Source organism: Shewanella sp. 38A_GOM-205m (genome assembly GCF_000518445.1).
Taxonomy (GTDB): domain Bacteria; phylum Pseudomonadota; class Gammaproteobacteria; order Enterobacterales; family Shewanellaceae; genus Shewanella; species Shewanella algae.
This window is the reverse complement of record NZ_JADP01000004.1, coordinates 1-25,129: the sequence shown is the minus strand read 5'-3', so window position 1 is coordinate 25,129 and position 25,129 is coordinate 1. Positions and strand designations below refer to the sequence as shown.

Genomic DNA, 25,129 nt, shown 5'->3' with positions numbered 1-25,129 from the left:
TTAGAAGTTTTTGCCGATAAACAGGTAGACAGCATTTTCGCCATTATCGCTGAAACCAAAGCCCAGTGCCGCCGGCCCCAGTTGGGTATCTGTACCCAGGAACAGGCTGCTGGAATAGATGAGATCGTTAAACATCACATGTTCATCCAGCCCCCAGACATTACCCGCTTCCAGACTGGCCCCCAGGTATAGAGGGAAGTCCTTCATCCCCAGCGCATCACGGCCGAGATCATACTGATAGATAAAGGCACCAAACACCTTCTGGGCGCCGGCAATAGAGTTCTTGTGGTAGCCGGAAAGATTAAGGAAACCGCCGAGGTCCGATACATAGAGAGTAAAGTTGCCATCTTTATCCACGGTTGAATAAGAGGCCTTACCGACGAAGGAGTGATTGCCGACACTGACCACCCCTTTCCAGTCTGCTTCAATCTGCAGCGAGTGCTCGGGGTCTGTCTTGAAGTCGCCCTCCTCATACTCCTCATTGCGCAGGTAGATATTCAGGGTGAAGCGATTGCCCGAGGTAGGGAAGCTGATGCTGTCCAGAGTGTCGTAGCCAAACTTGAAATAGGCGCCGTAGGTGTTGAACTTGAGATCTTCAAAGAAGGCCTCGTTGGACACCACCCCCGACTCACCTGTCAGCCCCAGCTCAATCCGGCCCTGTTTGACATAGTTGTACCCCAAACCCAGGTCGATTCTGTGGCTCTTGCGATCCAACTCGAAGTAGAGCTTGTTGGCATCAAACAGATCCCAGCTCTTGATCTCGTATTGGTAACGGGCGCGGGCATAAAACTGCTGATCCCGGTCCAGAGGTTGATAAAACTCGGTGCCGAGCAACTTCTCGAAGCCCATCTTCACTTCATTGCGCCACTCACCGCCATTTTCGGTGAGGTCTGTCATGGTCAAAGCAGCATCCAGAGTCACTGCCGAGTCCAGCGAAAAGTCGTCTTCCCAGTTAAAACCAAACTGGAAGTAGTTGGGGCCCCAGGACTTGGCCTTGGTGGTCACGGTTAACACCCGGCCTTCATCTGTGTCCTGAAACTCGGCGCTGACCCGCTCGAACTTGTTCAGCGAGTAAAGCCGGGCAATGCTTTCGTTCAACTGCTGCTTGGTGACTCTGTCACCCACCTCGATATCCAGTATGTCATCCAGCAGCGAATCACTGACTTTGGACTGATTGTTAAGGACTATGCGGGTAACGGGTCTCTCCAGATTATCGAGCCAGTCACGACTGGCGTCGCGCTTTTGCTGCACATAAGCACGGTATTCCTCGGGAGGCACCGCCAGTTGGCCCAACCTGGCCGTATGCTGCACCGCGGCCGTCACCCCGGCTTCCAGCGCCTTGGGCATATCAGCAAAGTCTGTGGTGCTGAGCTTATCTATGGCCGGACGGATCAGGATATCGTCTTTGGTCAATAAGGCCTTTTGCCGCTCTGTACTGGCATTGGTCAGCATGGTGGACAGCTGGTTCAACACCGCTATGGTGCCGTTGAGCTGATCCTTTTTCACCAATGGCGAACCTATATCGACGGCAATAATGACATCCGCGCCCATGGCCTTGACCACATCCACAGGCATATTGTTGGCAATGCCACCATCCACCAGCAACTTGCCATCGATTTCAGCCGGTTGCAGCGCTCCCGGCACTGTGGCCGAAGCCTGCATCGCTTCCACTATGCTGCCACTGCTGATCACCACAGGCAGACTGGTTTCCAAGTCGGTGGCCACTGCCCGGTAGGGAATGGACAATTCGTTGAAACTGTTGAACTCCCGCACCAGATCTGTGGTGTTGCGGTACAGCTGCGACATGGTTTGCCCGAGGAGCACGCCACTTGGCGACTGTACTTCACCGCCGCGGATCCCCAGGTTAAGCGGAATATTGTATTGATCTCTTTGCTGCTTATCACGATAGCTCATGGCCTGGCGCGGAATGGTATCCGAATACCCCTTGGACCAGTCTTCATTCATCATGATGGTTTCAATTTCAGTGGCACTGTAACCCAGCGCATAAAGGCCGCCGACATAGGCGCCTATGCTGGTACCGGCGACGTAGTCGACCGGAATATTGTTGGCCTCGAGCATTTTGAGAACCCCGACATGCGCCGCGCCCTTGGCACCACCGCCACTGAGAACCAGGCCCACTTTGGGACGTTCGGCCGCCACGGCAGCCACACTCAACAGAGTGCCTATCAAAACCAGTAAGCGCAGAGAGGTCTTCATACCTAGCAAGAGTTCCAGAATTAGAGTCGGCATATTCTAACAAAGAATTTACAGTAAAGAGAAAGTTCCAAGTGAGTATAAGCAGCGATTATTGGTGGTGCGTCTCGTAAAACCAGGATGCCAGTTCGGCGGCCGGCACAGGTTTGGCAAAGTAATACCCCTGAATGATGTGGCAGCCTCTGTGAGTGACCTGTTGCAACTGCTCCCGGGTTTCCACCCCTTCGGCCACGACCTTGAGCCTGAGGTTACGGGCCAACTCGACAATACTGCTGACAATCGCCTGATCGGCACTGTTGCCGGCAATATCTTTGAGGAAAGAGCGATCTATCTTCAGAGTGTTGACTTCAAAGTGGCGCAGATAAGCCAAAGAGGAGTAGCCGGTACCAAAGTCATCGATAGCGACTTCTATGCCGTGGGCTCTCAGCTGTTTCAGATGCTGGCGAGCAATCTGCAGCTCTTTCATCAACACCCCTTCGGTGATCTCCAGCGCCAAATATTCGGCCGGCATCCCGGTTTCTTCGAGGATATTGAGCACGCCACTGATAAACTCCGGGTGACGGAAATGCACGGCGCTGACATTCACCGACAACTTGAACGGCTCGGCCGCACTCTGGCTCCAGCGGGCACCGTCCTCACAGGCCTGGCGCAGTACCCAACGGTCAATGGCCACAATCAAACCACAGGACTCGGCCACCTTGATGAAAATATCCGGCCGCACAAAACCTTCACTCGGATGATGCCAGCGCAGCAAGGCCTCCATGCCGATAAACTTTTGCTGCTCCTTGACATCAAACTGGCTCTGATAATAGAGCTCAAACTCGCCCTGCTGTATGGCGTGGCGCAACATAGCCTCCAATTTCAAGTGGTACAGCGCCTCGGCATTACGCTCACAAGAGTAGTATTGGAAGTTGCCGCGCCCCTCTTCCTTGGCATGATACATGGCCTGATCGGCGTTCTTGATCAGCGCCTCCGGCTGCCTGGCATCGTCGGGCCAGATGCTGATCCCTATACTGGTGGAAATAAAAAACTCCCGCCCATAGAGTTCGAACGGCCGAGCTATTTGCGCCAACAGGCGCTCACACAGACGGTTGAGCTTATCTATCTCGGCTTCATTCACCAGGATCACAAACTCATCACCACCAAAACGACACAGCACCTGCTCCTGATCCATCACAGACTGCAGCCTATTGGCCGCCTCCACCAGCAGGGCATCCCCCATACTGTGGCCGTAAGAGTCGTTGACATGCTTGAACCTGTCCAGGTCCAGAAACAGCAAGGCCAGTTTCTGCTGTTTGTCATCGGCTCTGTCTATCGCCTGCTGCAAGCGGTTGGCAAACAGCGAGCGATTCGGCAAGCCGGTCAGCACATCATAGTTGGCCAGACGGCGCAGATCGGCTTCGGTGCGTTTCCGCTCTGTGATGTCGGAGAACACCACCACATAGTGCTGCACCCGTTCCTTGAGATCCTGCATAGAGGAGATATTGAGCCACACGGGACAACGCGACCCGGCCACGCCGACAATTTCCAGCTCGCCGGTCCAGGATTCCACCCCTTGCAGCAGAGTGGCAACATTGTCTTTGTGGAAGTTTTCGCTAACCACCAGCTCGCCGAAGTGCCGTCCTTGCAGGCTATGTCTATCCTGACCCACTATCGACTCAGCCGCTCTGTTGGCTACCTTGATGACCTCATCGGCATCCAGAATAAACACCCCTTCAGAGGTGTTTTCAAACGCCTGAGCCAGCAACTCGACTTCGTCTTCCAACTGGCGCTTGATGGTAATGTCAGAGTAAATCCCGGCAGCCTTGCTGACCTTGCCGGACACCGGATCATGACTAACAGGCCTGCCGCGCACCCTGAGCCAGCCCCAACTGCCATCACGGCGGCGATAGCGGTATTCAGACTCGAACCTGTCGCTCTCTCCTTCGACCATCTTGTTCCATTCATCCAGCGCAGTGGCCTGGTCGTCCGGATGCACCGGCAGCTTGTCTATGGCGATAAGAATAAAGTCTTCATCACTCCCCAGCACGCCGCCGCGATTATCCAGATGAAACAGGCCTGTATCGCGGCGCCACTCCCAGAGATCCGATTCACTGCCCCTGAGCGACTGCCTCAGCCTGTCATCACTCTGGCGCAGCGCCAGGTTCATAGTCATAAAACGCTGCACCTGACGCTGACGCAGCAAGACTATGGTGAACACCATAGCCAACAATGCCACCACCAACAGTCCTTTGAACCAACGACTCTGCCACCAGAACAGGTCAACAGTGAAAGGAAAACGGAAAGGTTCCGACTGCCAGATACCGTTATTTTGGCTAAGCACCTCCAGTTGGTAGGCACCGGGGATCAACCCTGAAAGGTTGATCTGTGACTGATTTTCCAGCAGTAAATAGTTCAGCTCATCCTCGCCGGGACGTCGTAAACGGTACTTGAGGCTGATAGGCGCATCGTCCAGATAATCCATACTGGTCAACTGAAAGCTGAGCATTCTGGCCCCCGGGGCAATGAGCTGTCCCGGCGTAGGCACCAGACTCAGCTCTGTCTTGTTGTCATAGTAGGCGGCAATGGATTCGAGAACAGCCTCATGTCTGGGAATACGATTAACCATGGCGGCGACATCCAACAACATCACCCCATCCGGCGTGCCGACATAGAGTCCCCGCTGCGGCTCAAAGAAATAGGCGTCCTCATTCAGCTCTTTACCCAGCAAGCCATCGTCATCGTTGAATACCTTGATTTCACCGCTGTGCTTGTCCTGACGGATAAGCACATAGGTACAGCCAACCATACGGTAGTCGCCGGTATCCTGCAGGAAAAACACGGTATTGCAGTCCAACTGCCACTCTTTAGTCAGCCGCCGAATCTTCATGGTCTGCAAGTCCAGCTCTATCAGACCAGCTTGACCTGTAGCCAGCCAGAAACGATCCGGACTGAGTTCCAGCAACTGACTGACAGCCGGAATGTGCGGCAATTCGTCAAAGGCAGTCACCAATGAACGATAACCGCCACCCTGTTCCAGATAACCAAATGACTTTTGGCCGCCGATCCACAAACGTTCACTGCTGTCGCGATAGACGCCATAGATCACCGGACTACTGCCGCTGTATTCGGCATCCGGCAAGTCCTTTTTGTTGATGCTGCCTTGGGTCTGATCCCATTCAAAGAGGCCTTTGCTGGTTGCAAACCACCAAAGATTACCTTCGTGCAAGGTATTGAATACTATCTTGTGACTCAAGGACTGACCGCTGCCGTTCCAATCACCCAAGGATTGACCTTCCAGAGTCTGCTTATTCATCACAAACAAACCGTTGGTGGAGGAAAGCAGCAGGTGCTCAGAGTCCAGATTATCTATCTTGTAGATGCTGTCATTGACCTCCATCCCTCTGGGAACTGCCGTTTTGGTCTGCTGAGTCTTGCGGTTAACGGCAATCACGCCCGAGTCGGTTCCCAGCCACAACATCTCGTCGTCGGCCAATATGGTCCACACCATTTCATCACTGAGCTTATAGGGTTCAGAGGCGCTGAAACTATCCAGTAAAAACTCGGGGGAGTCGGCCACCACGGCCAACGAGTGTCCTGTGCCACCGACCCAGATCAAACCATTGCTGTCCACCTGCAGGGCTTTGATATATTCGATATCGGCCCTGAGCTTTAACTGCTCTTTGAACTGTTTTAATTTGCGGGTACGCGGGGACCATTTCAGCAGTCCCTGCTTGCTGGCAATCCACAGGTTACCCTTGAGATCTTCGGTGATCACACTGGTGAAAAAGGGGATTTCTGCCACACCCTCTATGCGGTTGCTTTCGAGGTTAACCCGATAGAAGCCTTTACTGGCCGCCATCCAAATCTGTTTGTTGCTGTCGAGAAACAGGGCATTGAGGCGGCCATAGCTCTCCTGCCAGGGTAAACGTTGCTTGACACTGCCATTTTGCGATCTCAGCTCCACACCATAGGCGTTACCCAGCAGCAAGTCGCCGTTCTCAAGCTGCTGGATTTGACTCCAAGGCAGGTCACTGTCGTAGGGTAGGTCAAATAGTTTCTGCAGTTGTTGCAGGTCCTGACTCAAGCGCCAAACCTGGCCTTTTTCGGTTAACAACAGCCAGTCTCCGGTAACCGACCTCAGGCTCTTCGTCAGTCCGCCGCCTTGATATTTGGGGAACAGCTCATCGCTGCCAAACTGACGGAAACGGTTATCGGCAGTGTGGAAGAGGTAAGCGTGCGATAAGGTACTCACCAGCATCTGCTGCTGCCCGAGAGACTTGACCAGGGGCAGATATTCATCGGCCATCCGCGATTCCAGGCCGTCGCGGTCCAAACGGCGGATACTGGCGTTACTGAGGCGATACAACCCCTGCTCGGTGGAGAGCCAGATAAATCCCCGCTCATCCATACTGATGTCGAGAATACTGGTATTGGTCAAGCCGTCTCTGGAGGAGAACACCCTTTTAACCAACTCATCGGCGCATGTCGGTGCTGCCCCCAAACAAAGGCAGAGCAATAACCCAAGACCTGCTGTTATTAGTTTTCTTATCATCGGCTGATGAATAACCTTGGTGACCAATCTTGAATGTACCAGCTAGGACGCTGAATTTCATCTTGCAAACAACAATTCATTTACATACCCGAGCCAAAGCACAAAAAAATCGGGCCCAGTCAACTGAGCCCGATTTCAATACTTCCTGGGGACAAACGCCCAATCAGCAGATTACTTTTTCTTTTTTGCCTTTGGGTTAGGCAGATCTGTGATTGAACCTTCGTAGATCTCGGCTGCCAGCCCTACAGACTCGTGCAGAGTCGGGTGAGCGTGGATGGTCAGCGCCAAATCTTCGGCATCACAACCCATCTCGATGGCCAGGCCGATTTCACCCAGCAACTCACCGCCGTTGACACCCACAATGGCGCCACCAATCACTCTGTGAGTCTCTTTATCGAAAATCAGTTTGGTCATACCTTCGCTGGCATCGGAAGCGATAGCACGGCCGCTGGCTGCCCATGGGAAGGTAGCAGTCTCGTAAGCTATGCCCTGCTCTTTGGCTTCTTTCTCGGTCAGACCAACCCAGGCCACTTCAGGATCTGTGTAAGCGATAGATGGAATGACTTTAGGATCGAAGAAGTGCTTCATACCGGCAATCACTTCTGCAGCCACGTGGCCTTCATGCACACCTTTGTGAGCCAGCATTGGCTGACCCACGATATCGCCCACGGCGAAGATGTTGGCAACATTGGTACGCAGCTGCTTGTCGACATTGATAAAGCCACGCTCATCAATCTTGACCCCAGCTTTGTCGGCATCGATCAGCTTGCCATTGGGAGTACGGCCAATGGCCACCAGCACTGCGTCGTAACGCACTGGCTCGGCAGGCGCAGCCTTACCTTCCATAGACACATAAATACCGTCTTCTTTGGCTTCAACCGCTGTTACCTTGGTTTCCAGCATCAAGTTGAATTTCTTCTTGATCTGCTTGGTAAAGACCTTAACCACGTCTTTATCGGCCGCAGGGATCACCTGGTCGAACATTTCAACCACGTCGATTTCACTGCCCAGAGACGAGTACACAGTACCCATTTCCAGACCTATGATACCGCCGCCCATGACCAGCATCTTGCCTGGGATCTCTTTCAGTTCCAGTGCATCGGTAGAGTCCCAGATACGTGGATCTTCATGAGGAATGAAAGGCAACTGAATTGGGCGAGAGCCGGCAGCTATGATGGCGTTGTCAAAGTTAACCACTGTGGTTTCACCGTCGGCACCTTTCACTTCGAGGCTGTTGGGGCCAGTGAACTTACCGAAACCGTTAACCACCTTAACTTTACGCATCTTGGACATGCCGCCAAGACCATTGGTCAGTTGGCCGATCACTTTCTCTTTAAAGCCACGCAGCTTGTCGAGATCTATCTTTGGCTCGCCGAACACAACACCGTGATCCGATACCGCTTTGGCCTCTTCAATCACTTTGGCTACATGCAACAGGGCTTTGGAAGGAATACAACCCACATTCAGGCATACGCCACCCAGAGTGCTGAAACGCTCAACAATCACTGTCTCCAGGCCTAAATCTGCCGCGCGAAAAGCCGCAGAATAGCCAGCAGGGCCAGCACCTAATACCACTACCTGAGTTTTGATTTCGTTACTCATTTTTTCCTCTGATTTCTTTCATTCCGTTGGGGACTGCCAGCCCAACCTGCGATGCGCCAGCTCGAAAGTGCTTGTCTCGTAAGGTGGGCGCATTTTAACCCGTGTTTGACACTGATCACAATAAACAAAAGGCCGCCCCGAGGGGCAGCCTGTTGTGTTAGAGGATCATTGTACGAATATCGGACAAGATACCTGACAGAGTGACGCTGAAGCGCGCCGCCAGGGCCCCGTCGATCACCCGGTGATCATAAGACAGTGACAGTGGCAACATCAGCCTTGGCTCAAACTCTTTGCCATTCCACTTGGGCTTGATCTCAGACTTGGACACCCCGAGAATCGCCACATCCGGATAGTTGACGATAGGCGTAAACGCGGTACCGCCAATACCCCCCAGGCTTGAGATAGTGAAGCAGCTGCCTTGCATGTCGGCTGCCTTGAGCTTGCCGTCGCGGGCCTTGATCGAAATTTCGGTCAGCTCACGGCTGAGCTCGATAATGCCTTTCTTGTCCACATCACGCACCACAGGCACAACCAAACCGTTTGGCGTATCGACCGCCACCCCGATGTGGAAGTACTTCTTGCGGATCAGCGATTCACCGTCCGGGCTCAAGCTGGAGTTGAATACCGGGAACTGCTGCAGCGTCTTGGCAACCGCCTTCATCATGAACACCAGCGGAGTGATCTTCACATTCAGCTTCTGCTTGGCAGCCAGTTCGTTCTGCTGCTTGCGGAAAGCTTCCATCTCTGTGATATCAGCCTCATCGAACTGAGTCACATGGGGAATGGTCACCCAGTTGCGGTGCAGGTTAGGGCCGGAGATCTTCTGGATCCGGGTCAGTGGTATTTCTTCCACTTCACCGAACTTGCTGAAGTCCACCTTAGGTGCATCGATAACCTGCAGACCACTGCCGCCGCCGACTGAGGTCGCCACCGTAGCCTTGGGCCGTGACAGTTCATATTTCACATAGGCCTGCACATCCTCTTTGAGGATACGGCCCTTGCGACCTGTACCTTTCACCTGAGTCAGGTCAACACCGAACTCACGGGCCAGGCGACGTACCGCCGGAGAAGCGTGTACCGCACCTGTGTTAGGCTGGGCACCGGCACTCGGATGATGCGGCACAGGTGGGCGACTCTGCGCTGCAGGCGCGGCCGCCGGAGCCGGTGCGGGGGCTGGAGCCGCCTGAGCAGGGGCTTCTGCCGGTGCAGCAACTGCTGCGGGAGCGGCGCCTTGGGTCTCAACCGTGGCAATCACGCTGCCCTGAGACACCTTGTCACCCACTTTGACGGTCAGAGAAACCAGCTTGCCACCGAAGGGCGCTGGCACTTCCATGGTCGCCTTGTCGGTTTCCAGAGTGATCAGCCCCTGATCGGCACTGATCTCATCACCTACCGCTACCAGCACTTCGATAACGTCCACATCGGCAGCATCACCGATATCGGGAACCGCAATCTCTTTCACTTCGACTGTGGCAGGCGCAGCTGCCTGAGCGGCCGCCGGCTGTGCGGCTTCAGAAGCCGTTGCTTGCGGTGCTTGCGGTGCTTCGGCAGCAGCACCAACTTCCAGCAGCAACACCAAAGAGCCCTGCGAAACCTTGTCGCCAACCTTCACTTTCAGTGACTTGACTGTACCCGCCTGAGGCGAAGGTACATCCATGGTCGCCTTATCGGTTTCCAGAGTGATCAACCCGGCATCGGCTTCGATAGCCTCACCTTCGCTCACCAGCACCTCAATAACATCGACATCTGCGGCATCGCCAATATCCGGCACAGTCACTTCGATGACCTGGCTGCCGCCGGCTGCAGGTGCGGCTGGCGCCGCCTGTGCTGGAGCGGGAGCCGCTGCCGGGGCAGGCGCGGCTTCAACCTTGGGCGCTTCTGCAACAGGTGCAGCTTCTGCGCCTTCGGCGGCCATCAAGGCTATCAATGTGCCTTCAGACACGCTGTCGCCAACGGCCACTTTCAGCTCTTTGAGCACACCGGCGAATGGCGCAGGAATATCCATGGTCGCCTTGTCGCTTTCAACGGTAATAATGGAGTCTTCAGCCGCCAGGCTGTCACCCACATTGGCACAGATCTCAATAACCTGTACCTCGTCCCCGCCAATATCGGGAACCAGTACTTGTTTCATATCAGCCATTCTGCTTCCCCTCTTACGCGTGCTGTGGGTCGTTCTTGTCGGCGTCGATGCCGTATTCGGCAATGGTCTTGGCCAGAACATCTACCGGCAGCTCGTTCCTGTCCACCAGCGACTTGAGCGCAGCAACCACGATGAACTTGGCATCCACTTCGAAGTGGTGACGCAGGTTGGCACGGCTGTCAGAGCGACCGAAACCGTCGGTACCCAGCACCTTGTAGTCACAAGGCACGTAAGCGCGCAGCTGCTCGCCGTAGATCTTCATGTAATCGGTCGCCACAATGGCAGGCGCATCTTTGGCCAGCACTGTGCTCACATAAGGCACCTTGGCGGTTTCTGTTGGGTGCAGCATGTTCCAGCGCTCAACCGCCTGACCATCACGCGCCAGTTCGTTGAAGCTGGTAACGCTGAACACATCTGTGCTGATACCGAAGTCTTTCGCCAGCGCCTGTGCCGCCTTGCGCACTTGCTCGAGAATAGTGCCGCAACCCATCAGCTGGACTTTGCCTTTGCCGGAACCGGCAACGCTTTCCAACTTGTAGATACCCTTGACTATGCCCTCTTCCACGCCTTGTGGCATTTCAGGCTGAACATAGTTCTCGTTCATTGTGGTCAGGTAGTAGAAGATATCTTCCTGATCTTCGCCATACATGCGGCGAATACCATCCTGAACGATAACGGCAATCTCATAACCATAGGTTGGGTCATAGCTGATGCAGTTAGGAATGGTGTTGGCCAGAATATGGCTGTGACCATCCTGGTGCTGCAAGCCTTCGCCGTTCAGCGTAGTCCGGCCGGAAGTACCTCCTACCAGGAAGCCACGGGCGCGCATGTCGCCGGCGGCCCAAGCCAGATCGCCGATCCGCTGGAAGCCGAACATGGAGTAATAGATATAGAAAGGGATCATCGGCGTATCATTGACCGAGTAGCTGGTGGCAGCCGATACCCAAGAGGACATGGCGCCCAGCTCGTTAATCCCTTCCTGCAGTACCTGACCGGACTTGTCCTCACGATAGTAAGCAACCTGATCCGCATCCTGAGGCACATATTTTTGGCCTTCGTGAGCGTAAATACCCACTTGACGGAACAGACCTTCCATACCAAAGGTACGGGCCTCATCCGGGATGATAGGTACTATCTTCTTACCTATGCCCTTGTCTTTCAGCAAGGCGGTCAATACCCGCACAAAGGCCATGGTAGAAGAGATCTCACGGCCGTTGGAGCCTTTGAGAATTGCATCGAAAATCTTCAGTGAAGGCACTTGCAGTTCTTCGCTGAACTTCTGCCTACGGGCTGGCAGATACCCCATCAGGGCTTCACGGCGTTCCTTGAGGTATTTAACCTCTTCGGAATCCGGTCCCGGATGGTAGAAGGGGATCTCTTCCAGCTTGTCGTCAGGGATTGGAATGTTGAAGCGGTCACGGAAGTGACGAATGGCTTCAATATCCATCTTCTTGACGTTGTGGGCAATGTTCTTGCCTTCACCGGCATCACCCAGACCATAACCTTTCACTGTCTTGGCCAGGATCACGGTTGGGCGACCCTTGGTCTTCTTGGCTTTATCGAGCGCGGCGTAAATTTTCACCGGATCGTGACCACCGCGGTTCAGGCGCCAGATGTCATCGTCTGACATGTTGGCTACCATCTCGGCAGTTTCAGGATACTTACCGAAGAAGTGTTCACGGGTCCAGGCTCCGCCTTTGGCTTTACAGTTCTGGTATTCACCGTCAACGGTTTCGTTCATCAGTTGCAGCAGCTTGCCGCTGGTGTCACGGGCCAGCAATGGATCCCAGTAACGACCCCAGATAACCTTGACCACTTCCCAACCGGCGCCGCGGAATTCACCTTCCAGCTCCTGGATGATTTTGCCGTTACCGCGCACAGGGCCGTCGAGACGCTGCAGGTTACAGTTAACGATAAACACCAGGTTATCCAGCTCTTCACGAGCGGCCAGGCCGATGGCACCCAGCGCTTCCGGCTCGTCACACTCGCCGTCGCCCAGGAAGCAATATACGGTTTGCTCGGAACAATCCTTAATGCCACGGTCAGTCAGGTACTTGAGGAAGCGCGCCTGATAGATGGCCTGGATAGGACCCAGCCCCATGGAAACCGTAGGGAACTGCCAGTAGTCAGGCATCAGCTTGGGATGCGGATAGGAGGACAGGCCTTTGCCATCCACTTCCTGACGGAAGTTGGCCAGCTGTTCTTCGCTCAGGCGACCTTCGAGGAAAGAGCGGGCATAGATGCCGGGGGCAATGTGTCCCTGGAAGTAAACCAGGTCGCCGCCATCTTTCTCGTTGGGAGCACGGAAGAAGTGGTTAAAGCACACATCATAGATAGTGGCACTGGATGAGAAACTGGAAATATGACCACCAAGCTCCAGATCTTTCTTGGAACCACGCAGTACCATGGCCAACGCGTTCCAACGCACAATGGCGCGAATGCGACGTTCCATCTCCTGGTTGCCCGGCATATGAGGTTCTTGCCCGGCAGGAATGGTATTCAGGTAAGCAGTAGTGGCAGTGTAAGGCAGGTGAGTACCGTTACGGCGAGCCTTTTCGATCAGCTTTTCCAACAGGTAATGAGCACGTTCGGGACCTTCCTGCTCCAATACGGCCTGCAGGGATTCTACCCATTCCTGTGTCTCTAACGGATCCAAGTCTTGTAGCATATTTTCAGACATGACACTGTCCTTCTATACATTGTATTAATAGTGATTACGACGTCCTAAGGTGGGCACTGGGCCGCCCCTGGGCTACACGCCGCTCTTCAAACGGCGCAGGCTACGCTGCAACCGGCTATCTTCTTCCCGTACCGACAACATGACTTCCTCGATATAACTCAAGTGGTCATTGGATGCTTCACGCGCGGCTTCGGGATCGCGGCGAACAATTGCGGCCAACAAGGCCCGCCTATGTTCATTTGCCATGGAAGAAGCTTCTTCGCGACGGCTCAGAAGCTCCAGGTTTTGCGCCACATTTTGATGCAGCACAGGAGTTAAACTCAGTACCAGATGCAACATGGCAACATTGTGTGATGCCTCGGCCACAGCCCGGTAAAAATGCACAATGGCAGCGGCTTGCGCTTCGATACCCTCGGCGTCTTCCACTTCCTGGATCATCCGCTTGATATTCTGCATATCGGCGTCTGTTCCGCGCAGGGCAGCAAAATAGGCCATCATGCCTTCGGTGGCATGACGGAACTCCAGCAAGTCGTATTGACTCTCCGGATCACCCTGCATAAGTTCGACTATGGGATCGGCAAGACTCTGCCATAACTGTTCTTTGACGTAGGTACCACCGCCCTGACGGCGCAGCAGTAATCCTTTGGCTTCCAGCTTTTGAATCGCTTCCCGCAGTGAGGGGCGGGAGACTTCAAATTGCAACGCCAACTCGCGCTCAGGAGGTAACTTCTGACCCGGCTGTAGGCTGCCTTCAAGGATCATCTGTTCCAACTGATTCATGATGACGTCAGAAATCTTTGGCTGACTGATTTTGCTATAAGCCATCTGGCCCTCAGCTCCTATTGTAAATTGGTCTTACCAATTTCTACGAGTGAGCGCACTTTATCAAATCACACTTTTAAAGTCCAGTTAGTGATCTGCATCAAGTCAACTCACGATGTGTGAGCATAGCCTATATTTTTTCTTCTGGGGTCAGACCAATTAACAAGCCTCAACCAGCCTATTCCTTCACCGCTGCTCAACCTAGGAAAGTTGCAACAAACTCACCTTCCCTGCAGCAGTTAACCCATCAAAACGCCCAAGCCGGTTCAGGGCTTGTTTAACTGACCAGACCAAAGATGGTCAACAGCGACAAAATAGTGATCAGCAAGGTCGAGTTGCGCTTACTGAGAGCCAGCAGCGCCAAGGTAGATTGTACTGAAACCGGCACATCTTCATCTTCCGGCAGGGTTTCGGCGGCCAGGGCCACTTCTGTCACTATTTCTCTCGGCTTAGAGTCCAGACTCAACGCCAGTTGGCACCAACGGGGAAAAGCATTGCTGAAATGGCCGCACAGCACATAGCCAAAACCTATTATCCGTGCCGGCAACCAGTCGAGCCAATACAGCAGGGTATGTACCACGGGCCACTCTTTGCCAAGGCGCTGACGCCTTTCATCAAAAAAACGCACGCTGCAATAAAACACGGCGCCTACTGGGCCAAACAAGATAAGGAACAGCGCCACGGCGCCATAATAACGATAGTTGAGCCAGGCTACACTCTGCCCCACCCGGCTGCCCAGTTCACGCTCGCTGACCGCATCCAGGCACTCACTGCAATCCAGCTCACCGGCAAAATGAAAACTGGCCTGCACATCACCACGGCAGGCAGCCTGCACATAACGCTTAAACAGGCGTCTTTGATACTGATGGGAAAAACACACTACCGCCAGTGCCACCCACAACAGCAGCGAAGGCAAACCCCAGAACCATCCATTCACTACCCATAGTGCCACTGCCACTGTCACGGCAGGCAATAGCAGCGCCAGTATCATACCGCCCACAGTACCCAACTGGCTGTCGGTAAACATCTGCTTTTGATACCAGCGCAGCCCGCTGTCCAACTGCCAGCGGGCAGGCAAGAGCTTCAAACGTTCAACAATAATTGCGACCAACAGGGAAAACAGTGCCATCTTTTCTTCTCCTTGCTATCTTGAGGCCTGCGGCCATAACAGAGCTACACCAGTCACAACGCCTGTAAATATCTTTGCCAATCAAATCCCGGGCCAGGGTCTGTCTTGCGCCCCGGCGCGATATCGCTATGACCCACTATTCTCTCTTTGGTGATATCCGGGTAAGCCTGCTGCAAACTCTGGGTCAGGGTAGTAAGTTTATGATACTGCTCTTCGGTAAAGCCGGAATCATCTGTGCCCTCCAGCTCTATACCAACGGCAAAATCATTGCAGCCGCTGCGACCTTCAAAGTTTGATACCCCGGCATGCCAGGCGCGCTGATCCACAGAAACAAATTGGCGCAACTCGCCATCACGGCGAATCAGAAAATGTGCCGAAACTTCCAGCCCTTTCAGCCCGGCGAAACTGGCATCAGCCTCAATGTCCAGAGTGCCCAAAAATAGCTGCTCTATATAAGGCAAACCAAAGCGGCCGGCCGGCAGACTGATATTATGGATCACCAAAAGGCTCACCTCGCCATTGGGCCTGTGATTAAAGTGAGGTGAAGGGCTGGGCTCAGCCTCTTTATACCAGCCTTCAACCCATAGCTTATGCGCCAAATGCTCACTCTCCTGACTCGAATAACCATACATACAGCAGCACCTTGGCTGCAGTCACATTGGCTCAAAATAACTTCGAGCCTAGCCACAGCCAATTGTGCCTCCAACACAATACCAGCAGCGCCCCTTATTATGCTAATCTAGCGGCATAAATTTCCCCAATAATCCCGAGTCAATCAAGGACGCGCATCATGCTCGAAAATGATATCAGGGTCAGTGTCAAAGCCGCACTGGACGAAGACCTTGGCCACCAGAAGGCCTCCGAGGGCGATATCACCGCCCTGTTGATCCCCGAAGATAAACACGCCGAAGCTACCCTTATTACCCGCGAAGAAGGTGTCTTTTGCGGTAAGGCCTGGGCCGAGCAGGTATTCAATCAGCTCGGAGGTGAAGTGGCGTTGCACTGGCATGTGGATGATGGCGACCTTGTGCTGCCCAATCAGCTGCTGTGTGAACTCTCCGGCCCGGCGCGCCTGTTGCTCACCGGCGAGCGCACCATGATGAACTTTATTCAAACTCTCTCAGGGGTAGCCAGCCTGACCAAAGTCTACTGCGACAAGCTGGTCGGCACCCAGTGCCGCTTGCTCGATACCCGCAAGACGCTTCCCGGCCTGCGCACAGCGCAGAAATATGCCGTCACCTGCGGCGGCGGCAAAAACCACCGTATCGGTTTGTTCGATGCCTTCCTGATCAAAGAAAATCATATTATGGCCTGTGGCAGTATCGCCAATGCCATCTCCGCAGCCCGTGAGCTACGCCCCGAAAAACCTGTGGAAGTGGAAGTAGAGAATCTGGAAGAACTGGCTCAGGCACTGGAAGCCGGCGCCGACATAGTCATGTTGGACAACTTCGATGTGACTATGATGCTGCAGGCAGTTGAGCTCAATAACGGTTTCAAGGCCAAAGGGCTTGGCGCCAAACTCGAAGTCTCCGGCGATGTCACGCTGGAAACCATAGCGGCTTTCGCCCAAACCGGCGTCGACTACATCTCGGTCGGAGCTCTGACCAAGCATGTGCGAGCCATGGATCTCTCCATGCGCCTCAAGGGCTGATAACCTCTTTTAGGCATACCCTGATATCTATGGGTATGCCTTTCCAGTCTGGGCCCAACGGATAGCGGTTAAACCTGCAGCTGAAGCAAGCCGTGGCAAAGTACTTGGCGCAAATCGATAAGTTCCAAGAAGTCGTACCAAGGTGAACTTTGCCATACTGGCCCCCTCATAATCGACAAAACACCACCATATTCAAATAGCTAGAACAGCTATTCAGCAATATGTCAGTAAGCATCAGTCAATGATGCTCTCTACCATCTGCTTGGCCAGTTCTGATACCGGTTGCAAACAGGTAAATGCTTGCTCACAACCCACCCAATCACCAAGAAACAAAATTGCAACATTTGTATTTAAGCAAATGATAAAATTACCTGTTTTTTTGACAACGCCACTTCCCTGACACTTATTTCAGCAACTGTCAAAATACTGTTGCCGGTAAAACTTGGTGTTCAGTAACATTTTTGATTTTTTTCCGAAATTTACGCTGCTTTTTACCGATTGTGGATTCCATTTTCAGTAACTTTATACTAACTTTTATAGCAGGCGAGATGGCCGTTTTTGGCCAACCTCACCGACAAGGTAACCACCCAAACTGATATTTGTTTATGGCATAACGCAGTTACAACTGTAAAATACATGCTTTGAGTAAATACTCAGTTCCTTGAGGTGCGGTTTGCCGGAACGACATACGATAAACTTAAATGGTTTTGCTGAACTGATTGAGTCTGATCCAACACGCTCTGGGGCATAAAGCCACTCGAGCTGGAATCGCCAGCAACACAAACTGAACAGGTTTCGGGCTGGTAAGGAATAAGAGTAACAGGGACTAAGTTACCGATTCGCTCAAGACGGCAACGATGGAGAAAGCAAATGAAAGGTATCAAACTTAACAAACGCGCTCAGGGCTTCACCCTGATCGAACTGATGATCGTAGTAGCCATTATCGGTATTCTCGCGGCAATCGCACTGCCTGCTTACAAGGACTATGTCACTTCTGCACAAGGTGGCGCTGCTATGAAAGGTATCACAGCATTTACGCAAAAGGTTCAAACTTGTATTGAAACAGGTATTGGATGCGACACTATTGGCAAAGAGATCGATGGGAATGCCAAGTTAACCACAACAATAACTTTTGCAGAAGGCGCAGCTGGTACTTTAGTATGGACTGAACCAAAGTGTGTTCTGACAGCAACATTCGCAGCCCCTACTGCTACTACTCCTGGCTTAAGCTTTGCAATGGCTAAAGGCGCAAGCGGTACAGATGATGATTTAGCGATCTGTAAAAAAGGTGCAGGAATTTAATAACAGTTAAATACGCTGATTATTATTGGGAACAGATGAGATAGGCATGCCTACTTCTGGGTTACATTTAGGATTGTCCACTCTGTTTATCCGTAAAGGGCTACTCGATGAGGGTAGCCTTTCGGATGCCATTAAGCAGTCGCAAAAGAACAAGCAAACACTGGTCACTACTCTGGTGACCAGTCAACTTTTGTCAGCACGAACTATCGCCGAACTCTGCTATGAAGAATACGGCACCCCGCTGCTGGATCTCAATGAGTTTGATTTAGGCAGTATTCCGGAAGAGTTTCTCAATAAAAAGCTGATCGATAAGCATAGATGCCTGCCGTTGTTCAAACGTGGCAACCGTCTCTATATCGCCACTTCAGACCCAACCAATATTGCCGCTCTGGAAGATTTTCAGTTCAGTGCAGGCCTGCATGCCGAAGCGATACTGGTAGAGGAAGATAAGCTCAGTAAAGCGCTGGAAAAAGTGCTTGAAGAGGACTTGAGTTCATTGGATCTGGATGGCCTCGACGAGGAATCCCTCGCCGGTATTGAAGTCAGCGATACCGACAAACGTCAACAGGAAGAAAATGAAGGCAAAGACGATGCGCCTATCGTCATCTATATCAATAAGATTTTGACCGATGCCATCCGCAAGGGCGCATCGGATCTGCATTTCGAGCCTTACGAGAAACGCTACCGCATCCGTTTTCGTATTGATGGCATCCTCCACGAAGTTTCCGAACCACCAATTTCTCTCTCGGGCCGTATATCAGCCCGCTTGAAGGTAATGTCCAAACTGGATATCGCCGAGCGCCGGGTACCTCAGGATGGCCGCATCAAGATGAAGCTGTCCCGCAACAAGAGTATCGATTTCCGGGTCAGCACCCTGCCCACCCTCTGGGGTGAAAAGATAGTAATGCGGATCCTCGACTCATCTTCCGCGCAATTAGGAATCGAAAAACTCGGCTATGAGGAAGACCAAAAACAAGCCTACCTGGAGATGCTGGCAAGACCCCAGGGGATGATCTTGGTCACCGGCCCTACCGGCTCTGGTAAAACCGTATCCCTTTATACTGGCCTCAATATCCTAAATACCGAAGAGCGCAATATCAGCACTGCCGAAGACCCGGTAGAAATCAACCTGGAAGGAGTCAACCAGGTACATATCAACCCCAAGGCTGGACTGACCTTCGCCTCGGCGCTGCGCTCTTTTTTACGTCAAGACCCGGATGTGGTGATGGTGGGGGAAATTCGCGACCTGGAAACCGCCGAAATCGCCATCAAGGCGGCGCAAACTGGCCACTTGGTACTCTCAACCCTGCATACCAATTCATCGGCCGAAACTCTCACCCGCCTGCTCAACATGGGTGTCCCTGGTTATAACATTGCCAGTTCAGTCAATCTGATTATTGCCCAGCGGCTGGCCCGCCGCCTTTGCCCCGAATGCCGCCAACCGGAAGATATCCCCGAGCATGAACTGCTGCAACTGGGCTTCACTCAGCAGCAGATAAACGCAGGCTTTACCCCTTACAAGCCCTGTGGCTGCGAGTTCTGCTCCGGTGGCTACAAGGGCCGGGTCGGTATCTATGAGGTAATGAAAATGTCCGACGAAATCGCCAGAACCATTATGGAAGGCGGCAACTCGCTGCAGATTGCCACCACAGCCAAACAACAAGGGATGCGCGACCTGCGCCTTTCCGGCCTTTTAAAAGTGATTCAAGGCGTCACCAGTATCGCCGAGATAAATCGGGTCACCAGCTACTGATTGAATTATTAGGCCAATTAGCCGTCCGGCGAAGGTGATATAACGCTGGAACTAGCCAAATAGATAACAACCTGTGAACAGGCAACCTCCCGCGAGTCTGGCTAAAATTAACTGCAAACTAGCAAAGAAGCATATTGCAAGGAACAATTATGGCAACCGCAACGGCAACAGCAAAAAGCAATAAAGCCAAAAACAAAGGCGCCAAACCCCAGCCCAAGATCCATACCTTTACCTGGAAGGGACTCAATCGTGACGGCAAACTCAGCTCCGGCGAACTGCGCGGCACCAGTATCACCGAAGTAAAAAACCTGCTTAAGGGGCAGGGGATCAACCCCAAGACGGTACGTAAAAAATCAGCGTCTATGTTTGGCGATAAAAAGATCAAGCCGATGGATATCGCAGTGATCACCCGTCAGATAGCTACTATGCTGGCTGCCGGCGTACCACTGGTAACAACTATTGAGTTGATCGCTCGCGGCCATGAAAAAAATAAGGTTCGTACTCTACTCGGCACTGTGCTGGCCGATATCCAAGCCGGTATTCCACTCTCCGATGCCCTACGCCCACACAGAGTTTATTTTGACGACCTCTATGTCGACTTGGTGGCTGCCGGCGAGCATTCAGGTTCTTTGGACGCCGTATTCGACCGTATCGCCACTTACAAGGAAAAATCCGAAGCATTAAAATCCAAGATCAAAAAAGCCATGTTCTATCCCACAGCTGTGATTGTGGTCGCTATTGCTGTTACTGCTTTATTATTGGTGGTTGTAGTACCTCAGTTTGAGGAGGTATTCAGAGGATTTGGTGCAGAATTGCCAGCTTTTACTCAATTCATTGTTAGTTTAAGTAGAGGCTTGCAAAGCACTTGGTATCTATTTTTGGCCGGTATCGTTATCAGTGTCTGGCTGTTTGTCCGTGCTCATCGAAATTCAGAAAATTTCCGCAACCGTATCGATGAAATAGTGCTGAAGATCCCCGCGATAGGAGATATCCTCCATAAAGGAGCCATGGCCCGTTTTGCCCGCACTCTGGCCACCACTTTTGCTGCTGGGGTGCCGCTGATTGATGGCTTGGAGTCTGCCGCCGGCGCATCCGGTAATTATGTTTACCGCAAGGCACTGTTGAATGTGCGCACCGAAGTGATGGCCGGTATGCAGATGAATGTGGCTATGCGCACTACCAAGCTTTTTCCCGACATGCTGATCCAAATGGTGATGATAGGTGAAGAATCCGGCTCATTGGATAATATGCTCAATAAAGTCGCCAATATCTATGAGATGCAGGTAGACGATGCCGTAGATGGCCTTTCCAGCCTGATAGAACCTATTATGATGGTCGTTATCGGCACTATAGTCGGCGGACTTATCGTCGGCATGTATCTGCCTATCTTCAATTTGGGTAAAGTGGTAGGTTAAGCCTGGCTATTCGCCGAAGTGTAATAATAAAACCAACACTTAACTGTTTTTAGGGTCGCTTAATATCGCATGTCAGAATTTATTGCTGTATTGAGCCACAACCAGTGGCTCTTTCTTGTTCTCTGTTTTTTGTTTGCCTCTGTAATAGGCAGCTTTCTCAATGTGGTGATCCATCGCCTGCCGGTAATGATGAAGCGCGAATGGCAGCAGGAATGCAATCAATACCTGCAGGAATATCAACCCGAATTCGCCAAACAGCTGGGTGAAGCCAAGCTTAATGCACCGATAGATAACTATCCGGCCAAATACAATCTGATACTGCCGAAGTCTGCCTGCCCCAAATGTGGCGCCCATATCAAACCCTGGCACAACCTCCCCATAATCGGCTATTTGTTGCTTGGCGGTAAATGCGCCTCCTGCAACACAGCTATTTCCGCGAGATACCCAATATTTGAGCTGCTGACCGCCCTGCTTATCAGTACTCTAGGTTGGTATTTTGGCCCGACACTGCAGTTTGTTTACGCCACTATTCTCACCTTTGGATTGATAGCCCTCAGCGGGATAGATTTGGATGAAATGCTGCTGCCGGATCAGATTACCCTGCCGCTACTGTGGCTTGGTTTACTGGTTAATATCTCAGGCACCTTTACTAATTTGACCGATGCCACCATAGGGACCGCTGCCGGCTATTTAAGCCTCTGGTCGGTCTACTGGCTATTTAAACTGCTCACCGGCAAGGAAGGCATGGGCTATGGCGATTTCAAACTGATGGCATTGTTTGGCGCCTGGCTTGGCTGGCAAATGTTACCTCTAATTATTCTGCTCTCTTCTCTGGTCGGTGCCCTAGTAGGCGTGTTACTTATTCTGTTCAAGAACCTTAATCGGGGTAACCCTATCCCCTTTGGCCCTTATATTGCTATCGCAGGTTGGGTCGCTTTGGTGTGGGGGCTACAGATTGTCGACTGGTATTTGGGAACACTCTAAATGGCCGAATTTATTGTAGGGCTCACCGGCGGTATCGGCAGCGGCAAAACTACGGTCGCCAATCTGTTTGCCGAACAGGGAATCGTCTTGGTCGATGCCGATATCATTGCCAGGGAGGTGGTCGCCAAAGGCTCTGATGGCCTCAGGCAAATTGGCGATAAATTTGGCCCTCAGATGCTGACACCCGAAGGCAATCTGAATAGAGCGGCGCTGAGGGAACAGATATTTCATCATCCGGAAGACAGGGAATGGCTCAATGCCCTGTTGCATCCCATGATACGCTCTCGCATGTTGGCACAGGTTAAGGCGGCAAACTCCCCTTATGTCATCATGGTGGTGCCTCTGCTTTTTGAGAATGGCCTGGATAAACTGGTGAATCGCACTCTGGTGGTAGATATTTCACCCAAATTACAGTTACAGCGAACTATTGAGCGGGACAAGGTGTCTAAGGAACAGGTTCAAAACATTATCAATAGCCAGAGCGACCGCAATAGCCGACTCAACAAAGCTGATGATGTGATTGACAATCAGGGAGAAATCACTGCGCTACAAGCTCAAGTACTGGCGCTGCATAATAAATACTTACAGCTGGCAGATCCTATACACCCATGAACACGACAGAACTGATATTCGAACAGCCGTTAAATGAAAAGATCCGCAGCTATTTGCGTCTGGAATATCTCGCCCGTCAATTGGACAATAACCTCCAGCAAGATCATCAACATAGATGCTTCTACCCACTATTCTCCCTCTGTGAACTCACCGAACGCTGTGATTACCGCAGCGAAGTCATCAAAGATATCGACCGCCAATTAATCCAACTGCAAAGCTGGCAACAGCAGGACGATGTAGATCAGCAGCAACTCCAGTACTATCTCGAGCAATTCTCCCATGCCAGAGAAGAACTGCAACGTCCACAGCGCCCCGGCAGTCAGCTTAAGCAAGACAGATTCATATCGGCGCTCAGACAAAGATTCAGCATGCCTGGTGCTTGCTGTAACTTCGATCTGCCACAACTGCACTTTTGGCTGGCTAAGCCTTGGGAAGAACGCTGTCAGGAGTACCTCCAATGGACCAGTCACTTCAGCAGCCTACTACAGCCCATCAGTCTGCTGTTGCAACTTACCCGTATGAGCTGTGAATATCGTGATGCTGTAGCCCATGCCGGCTTTTACCAAGGCGACAGCCAACAAAGCTTGTCGCTGGTCAGAGTCAAGCTGGATGCAGAGCAAGGCTGCTACCCCACCATTAGTGGTCACAGAAACCGCTTTGCCATTCATTTTGTGCAGTTCGAACAACAAAAGCATTCCGACAAAACCGTCAAATTCCTACTGGCGACCTGCGGCTAAACTCTTTACCATGGGCGCCATCAGTTAGCCCAAGAGATACAAAAATGCCTATCACTGTTAAGTGCCCCACCTGTCAAAAAGAGGTGGAATGGGCCCCCGAATCCAAATTCAAGCCCTTCTGTAGCGAGCGCTGTAAACTCATCGATCTCGGTGATTGGGCCTCGGAAAAACATGCCATCCCGGTCAAGCCAGAGTTTGATGAACAACTGCTGGATGAACTGGGCTACGATGAAGGTAATTTCTTCAAGGATCAGTAATGACAAAAAGAGTACATGTAGCGGTCGGTATCATTAAATCCGGCGAGCAGATCCTATTGGCCAAGCGTCATGGGCATCTGCACCAGGGAGGAAAATGGGAATTTCCAGGAGGTAAAGTCGAAACCGGCGAAACCGTCACCCAAGCCTTAGCCAGAGAACTGACAGAAGAAGTCGGGCTTAACATAGCCGCCTCTACCCCTTTTATGCTGTTGTCTTATGACTATCCAGATAAGCAAGTGTTACTGGATATTCACCTGGTCACTGAATTCAGTGGCAATGCCTATGGCGTAGAAGGACAGGAAGTCGAATGGGTGCACTTGGATAAACTCCAGGAATATACTTTCCCGGATGCCAACCAACCGATTCTTGATAAAATCCTTACAGAGTTTTCAAACTAACCCCTAAGCCAGCCGCCTAAGCTGGCTTTCTTGTTATCCCTATCTTTCAGATTCAGATGTCCCAAATCCCCTCATCGTTGATGGCACAGGTTGGCATACTATGGATACGATAATACCTTTCTCAAATCTCACTTTGATTAAGTTACCCGCCTATTCCCCAGAGCTGAACCCAATGGAGCAAGTTTGGCAATGGCTCAGACAACACTGTCTTTCCAACCGAGTATTCGATTGCTACGAGCAAATTGTTGAGCAAGTATCCCGAGCCTGGAATACCTTCATTGAGGATACTGGTCGGGTGAAATCTCTGTGCTTCAGAGACTGGATGAATCTGCCCAGACAAGCGGGTCAATCTATTCTCAATATCTCCACAGCACCATCTCACATGGGGGCGAAAGACATCTGTTCATCAAGCACAGCTTGATAGATGGCTGTAGCGCGAAGCAGCTTGGCTGCGAGCTGAGGGGCACACACTGCGCCAGCAGCTTTGGGCTGCATGTTAAGTCGTGCTCGCTGGAGACAAAAGTGGCGTCTGGCGATGGCCAGCTTCGAGCAAGCTCTCCGCGTTCGTCTGTCGCATCAAACTGAGTTTGATGAACGCGACAACCTCACCCTACTCCACATGGGATTGTGCCTCACTACGTTCGGACTCTTTATCTTCCCCATGTGAGAGTGGACATTTCAAAATGCAATTAAAACGAAAAATCCCCAACACAAAGTGTTGGGGATCCATCGTTTTATTAGGCGTCTGGCGATGACCTACTCTCACATGGGGAGACCCCACACTACCATCGGCGCGATTGCGTTTCACTTCTGAGTTCGGGATGGGATCAGGTGGGACCACAATGCTATTGTCACCAGACATATTCTTACTGGTTAATTGTCCGTCTGACGGTATTGTT

At 52.1% G+C, this 25,129-nt stretch carries 17 protein-coding genes, 1 rRNA gene and 1 pseudogene; 10 read left to right on the top strand and 9 right to left on the bottom strand.

Going from position 1 to position 25,129, the window contains the following annotated elements:
- The 8 genes from N512_RS0104645 to ampD all read right to left on the bottom strand — a co-directional run bounded on the left by N512_RS0104645 (position 1) and on the right by ampD (position 15,753).
- On the bottom strand, positions 1-2,217 hold the full coding sequence (locus N512_RS0104645; protein WP_028779571.1) for a patatin-like phospholipase family protein: 2,217 nt from the start codon (positions 2,215-2,217) through the stop codon (positions 1-3).
- 88 nt (positions 2,218-2,305) lie between these two features.
- Positions 2,306-6,748, bottom strand: a complete 4,443-nt coding sequence (locus N512_RS22255; protein WP_037474276.1) for an EAL domain-containing protein — start codon at positions 6,746-6,748, stop codon at positions 2,306-2,308.
- Between the two features lie 171 nt (positions 6,749-6,919).
- A complete protein-coding gene (lpdA, locus tag N512_RS0104635) occupies positions 6,920-8,350 on the bottom strand; it encodes a dihydrolipoyl dehydrogenase (protein WP_025009237.1) in 1,431 nt (476 codons plus the stop codon).
- 157 nt (positions 8,351-8,507) lie between these two features.
- Complete coding sequence (gene aceF / locus N512_RS0104630; protein ID WP_028779570.1) at positions 8,508-10,490, bottom strand: dihydrolipoyllysine-residue acetyltransferase; 1,983 nt, start codon at positions 10,488-10,490, stop codon at positions 8,508-8,510.
- A gap of 13 nt (positions 10,491-10,503) precedes the next feature.
- Positions 10,504-13,170 carry a pyruvate dehydrogenase (acetyl-transferring), homodimeric type gene (gene aceE, locus N512_RS0104625; RefSeq protein WP_028779569.1) on the bottom strand — a complete coding sequence of 889 codons (2,667 nt, stop codon included), beginning with the start codon at positions 13,168-13,170 and terminating at the stop codon, positions 10,504-10,506.
- A 72-nt stretch (positions 13,171-13,242) separates the two neighbouring features.
- Positions 13,243-13,995, bottom strand: a complete 753-nt coding sequence (gene pdhR / locus N512_RS0104620; protein WP_025886793.1) for a pyruvate dehydrogenase complex transcriptional repressor PdhR — start codon at positions 13,993-13,995, stop codon at positions 13,243-13,245.
- A gap of 274 nt (positions 13,996-14,269) precedes the next feature.
- Positions 14,270-15,121: a beta-lactamase regulator AmpE gene (gene ampE, locus N512_RS0104615; protein ID WP_025012050.1), complete on the bottom strand. Its 852-nt coding sequence runs from the start codon at positions 15,119-15,121 to the stop codon at positions 14,270-14,272.
- Positions 15,122-15,174: 53 nt separating this feature from the next.
- On the bottom strand, positions 15,175-15,753 hold the full coding sequence (gene ampD / locus N512_RS0104610) for a 1,6-anhydro-N-acetylmuramyl-L-alanine amidase AmpD (RefSeq protein WP_051472658.1): 579 nt from the start codon (positions 15,751-15,753) through the stop codon (positions 15,175-15,177).
- Positions 15,754-15,911: 158 nt separating this feature from the next.
- Here ampD and nadC point away from each other — a divergent pair, with 158 nt between their 5' ends.
- From nadC to N512_RS24625, 10 genes and pseudogenes are all read left to right on the top strand, one after another.
- A complete protein-coding gene (gene nadC, locus N512_RS0104605; protein ID WP_025012052.1) occupies positions 15,912-16,772 on the top strand; it encodes a carboxylating nicotinate-nucleotide diphosphorylase in 861 nt (286 codons plus the stop codon).
- 870 nt (positions 16,773-17,642) lie between these two features.
- Positions 17,643-18,074 (top strand): prepilin-type N-terminal cleavage/methylation domain-containing protein, encoded by a 432-nt coding sequence (locus N512_RS0104600; protein WP_028779567.1) that lies wholly within the window; start codon positions 17,643-17,645, stop codon positions 18,072-18,074.
- Between the two features lie 46 nt (positions 18,075-18,120).
- On the top strand, positions 18,121-19,827 hold the full coding sequence (gene pilB / locus N512_RS0104595; protein WP_028779566.1) for a type IV-A pilus assembly ATPase PilB: 1,707 nt from the start codon (positions 18,121-18,123) through the stop codon (positions 19,825-19,827).
- Positions 19,828-19,976: 149 nt separating this feature from the next.
- Complete coding sequence (locus N512_RS0104590) at positions 19,977-21,242, top strand: type II secretion system F family protein (protein WP_028779565.1); 1,266 nt, start codon at positions 19,977-19,979, stop codon at positions 21,240-21,242.
- Positions 21,243-21,311: 69 nt separating this feature from the next.
- Positions 21,312-22,226, top strand: coding sequence for a prepilin peptidase (locus N512_RS0104585; RefSeq protein WP_028779564.1), 915 nt, complete (start codon positions 21,312-21,314; stop codon positions 22,224-22,226).
- The gene (coaE, locus tag N512_RS0104580) at positions 22,227-22,838 is read left to right on the top strand and encodes a dephospho-CoA kinase (protein WP_028779563.1); all 612 of its coding nucleotides are present in this window, start codon (positions 22,227-22,229) and stop codon (positions 22,836-22,838) included. It begins immediately after the preceding gene.
- Positions 22,835-23,575 (top strand): cell division protein ZapD, encoded by a 741-nt coding sequence (gene zapD, locus N512_RS0104575; RefSeq protein WP_028779562.1) that lies wholly within the window; start codon positions 22,835-22,837, stop codon positions 23,573-23,575. Before coaE ends, zapD begins: the two co-directional genes overlap by 4 nt.
- A gap of 44 nt (positions 23,576-23,619) precedes the next feature.
- Entirely contained in the window at positions 23,620-23,832 is a 213-nt protein-coding gene (yacG, locus tag N512_RS0104570) for a DNA gyrase inhibitor YacG (RefSeq protein ID WP_025886789.1), read from the top strand.
- A complete protein-coding gene (gene mutT / locus N512_RS0104565; protein ID WP_028779561.1) occupies positions 23,832-24,230 on the top strand; it encodes an 8-oxo-dGTP diphosphatase MutT in 399 nt (132 codons plus the stop codon). Before yacG ends, mutT begins: the two co-directional genes overlap by 1 nt.
- A 70-nt stretch (positions 24,231-24,300) precedes the next feature.
- A pseudogene (locus tag N512_RS24625) lies at positions 24,301-24,552 on the top strand (transposase); the annotation flags it as partial.
- Positions 24,553-24,973: 421 nt separating this feature from the next.
- On the opposite strand, the gene rrf reads toward N512_RS24625, so the two are convergent.
- Positions 24,974-25,089 (bottom strand): 5S ribosomal RNA (gene rrf, locus N512_RS0104550).
- Positions 25,090-25,129 lie beyond the last annotated feature (40 nt).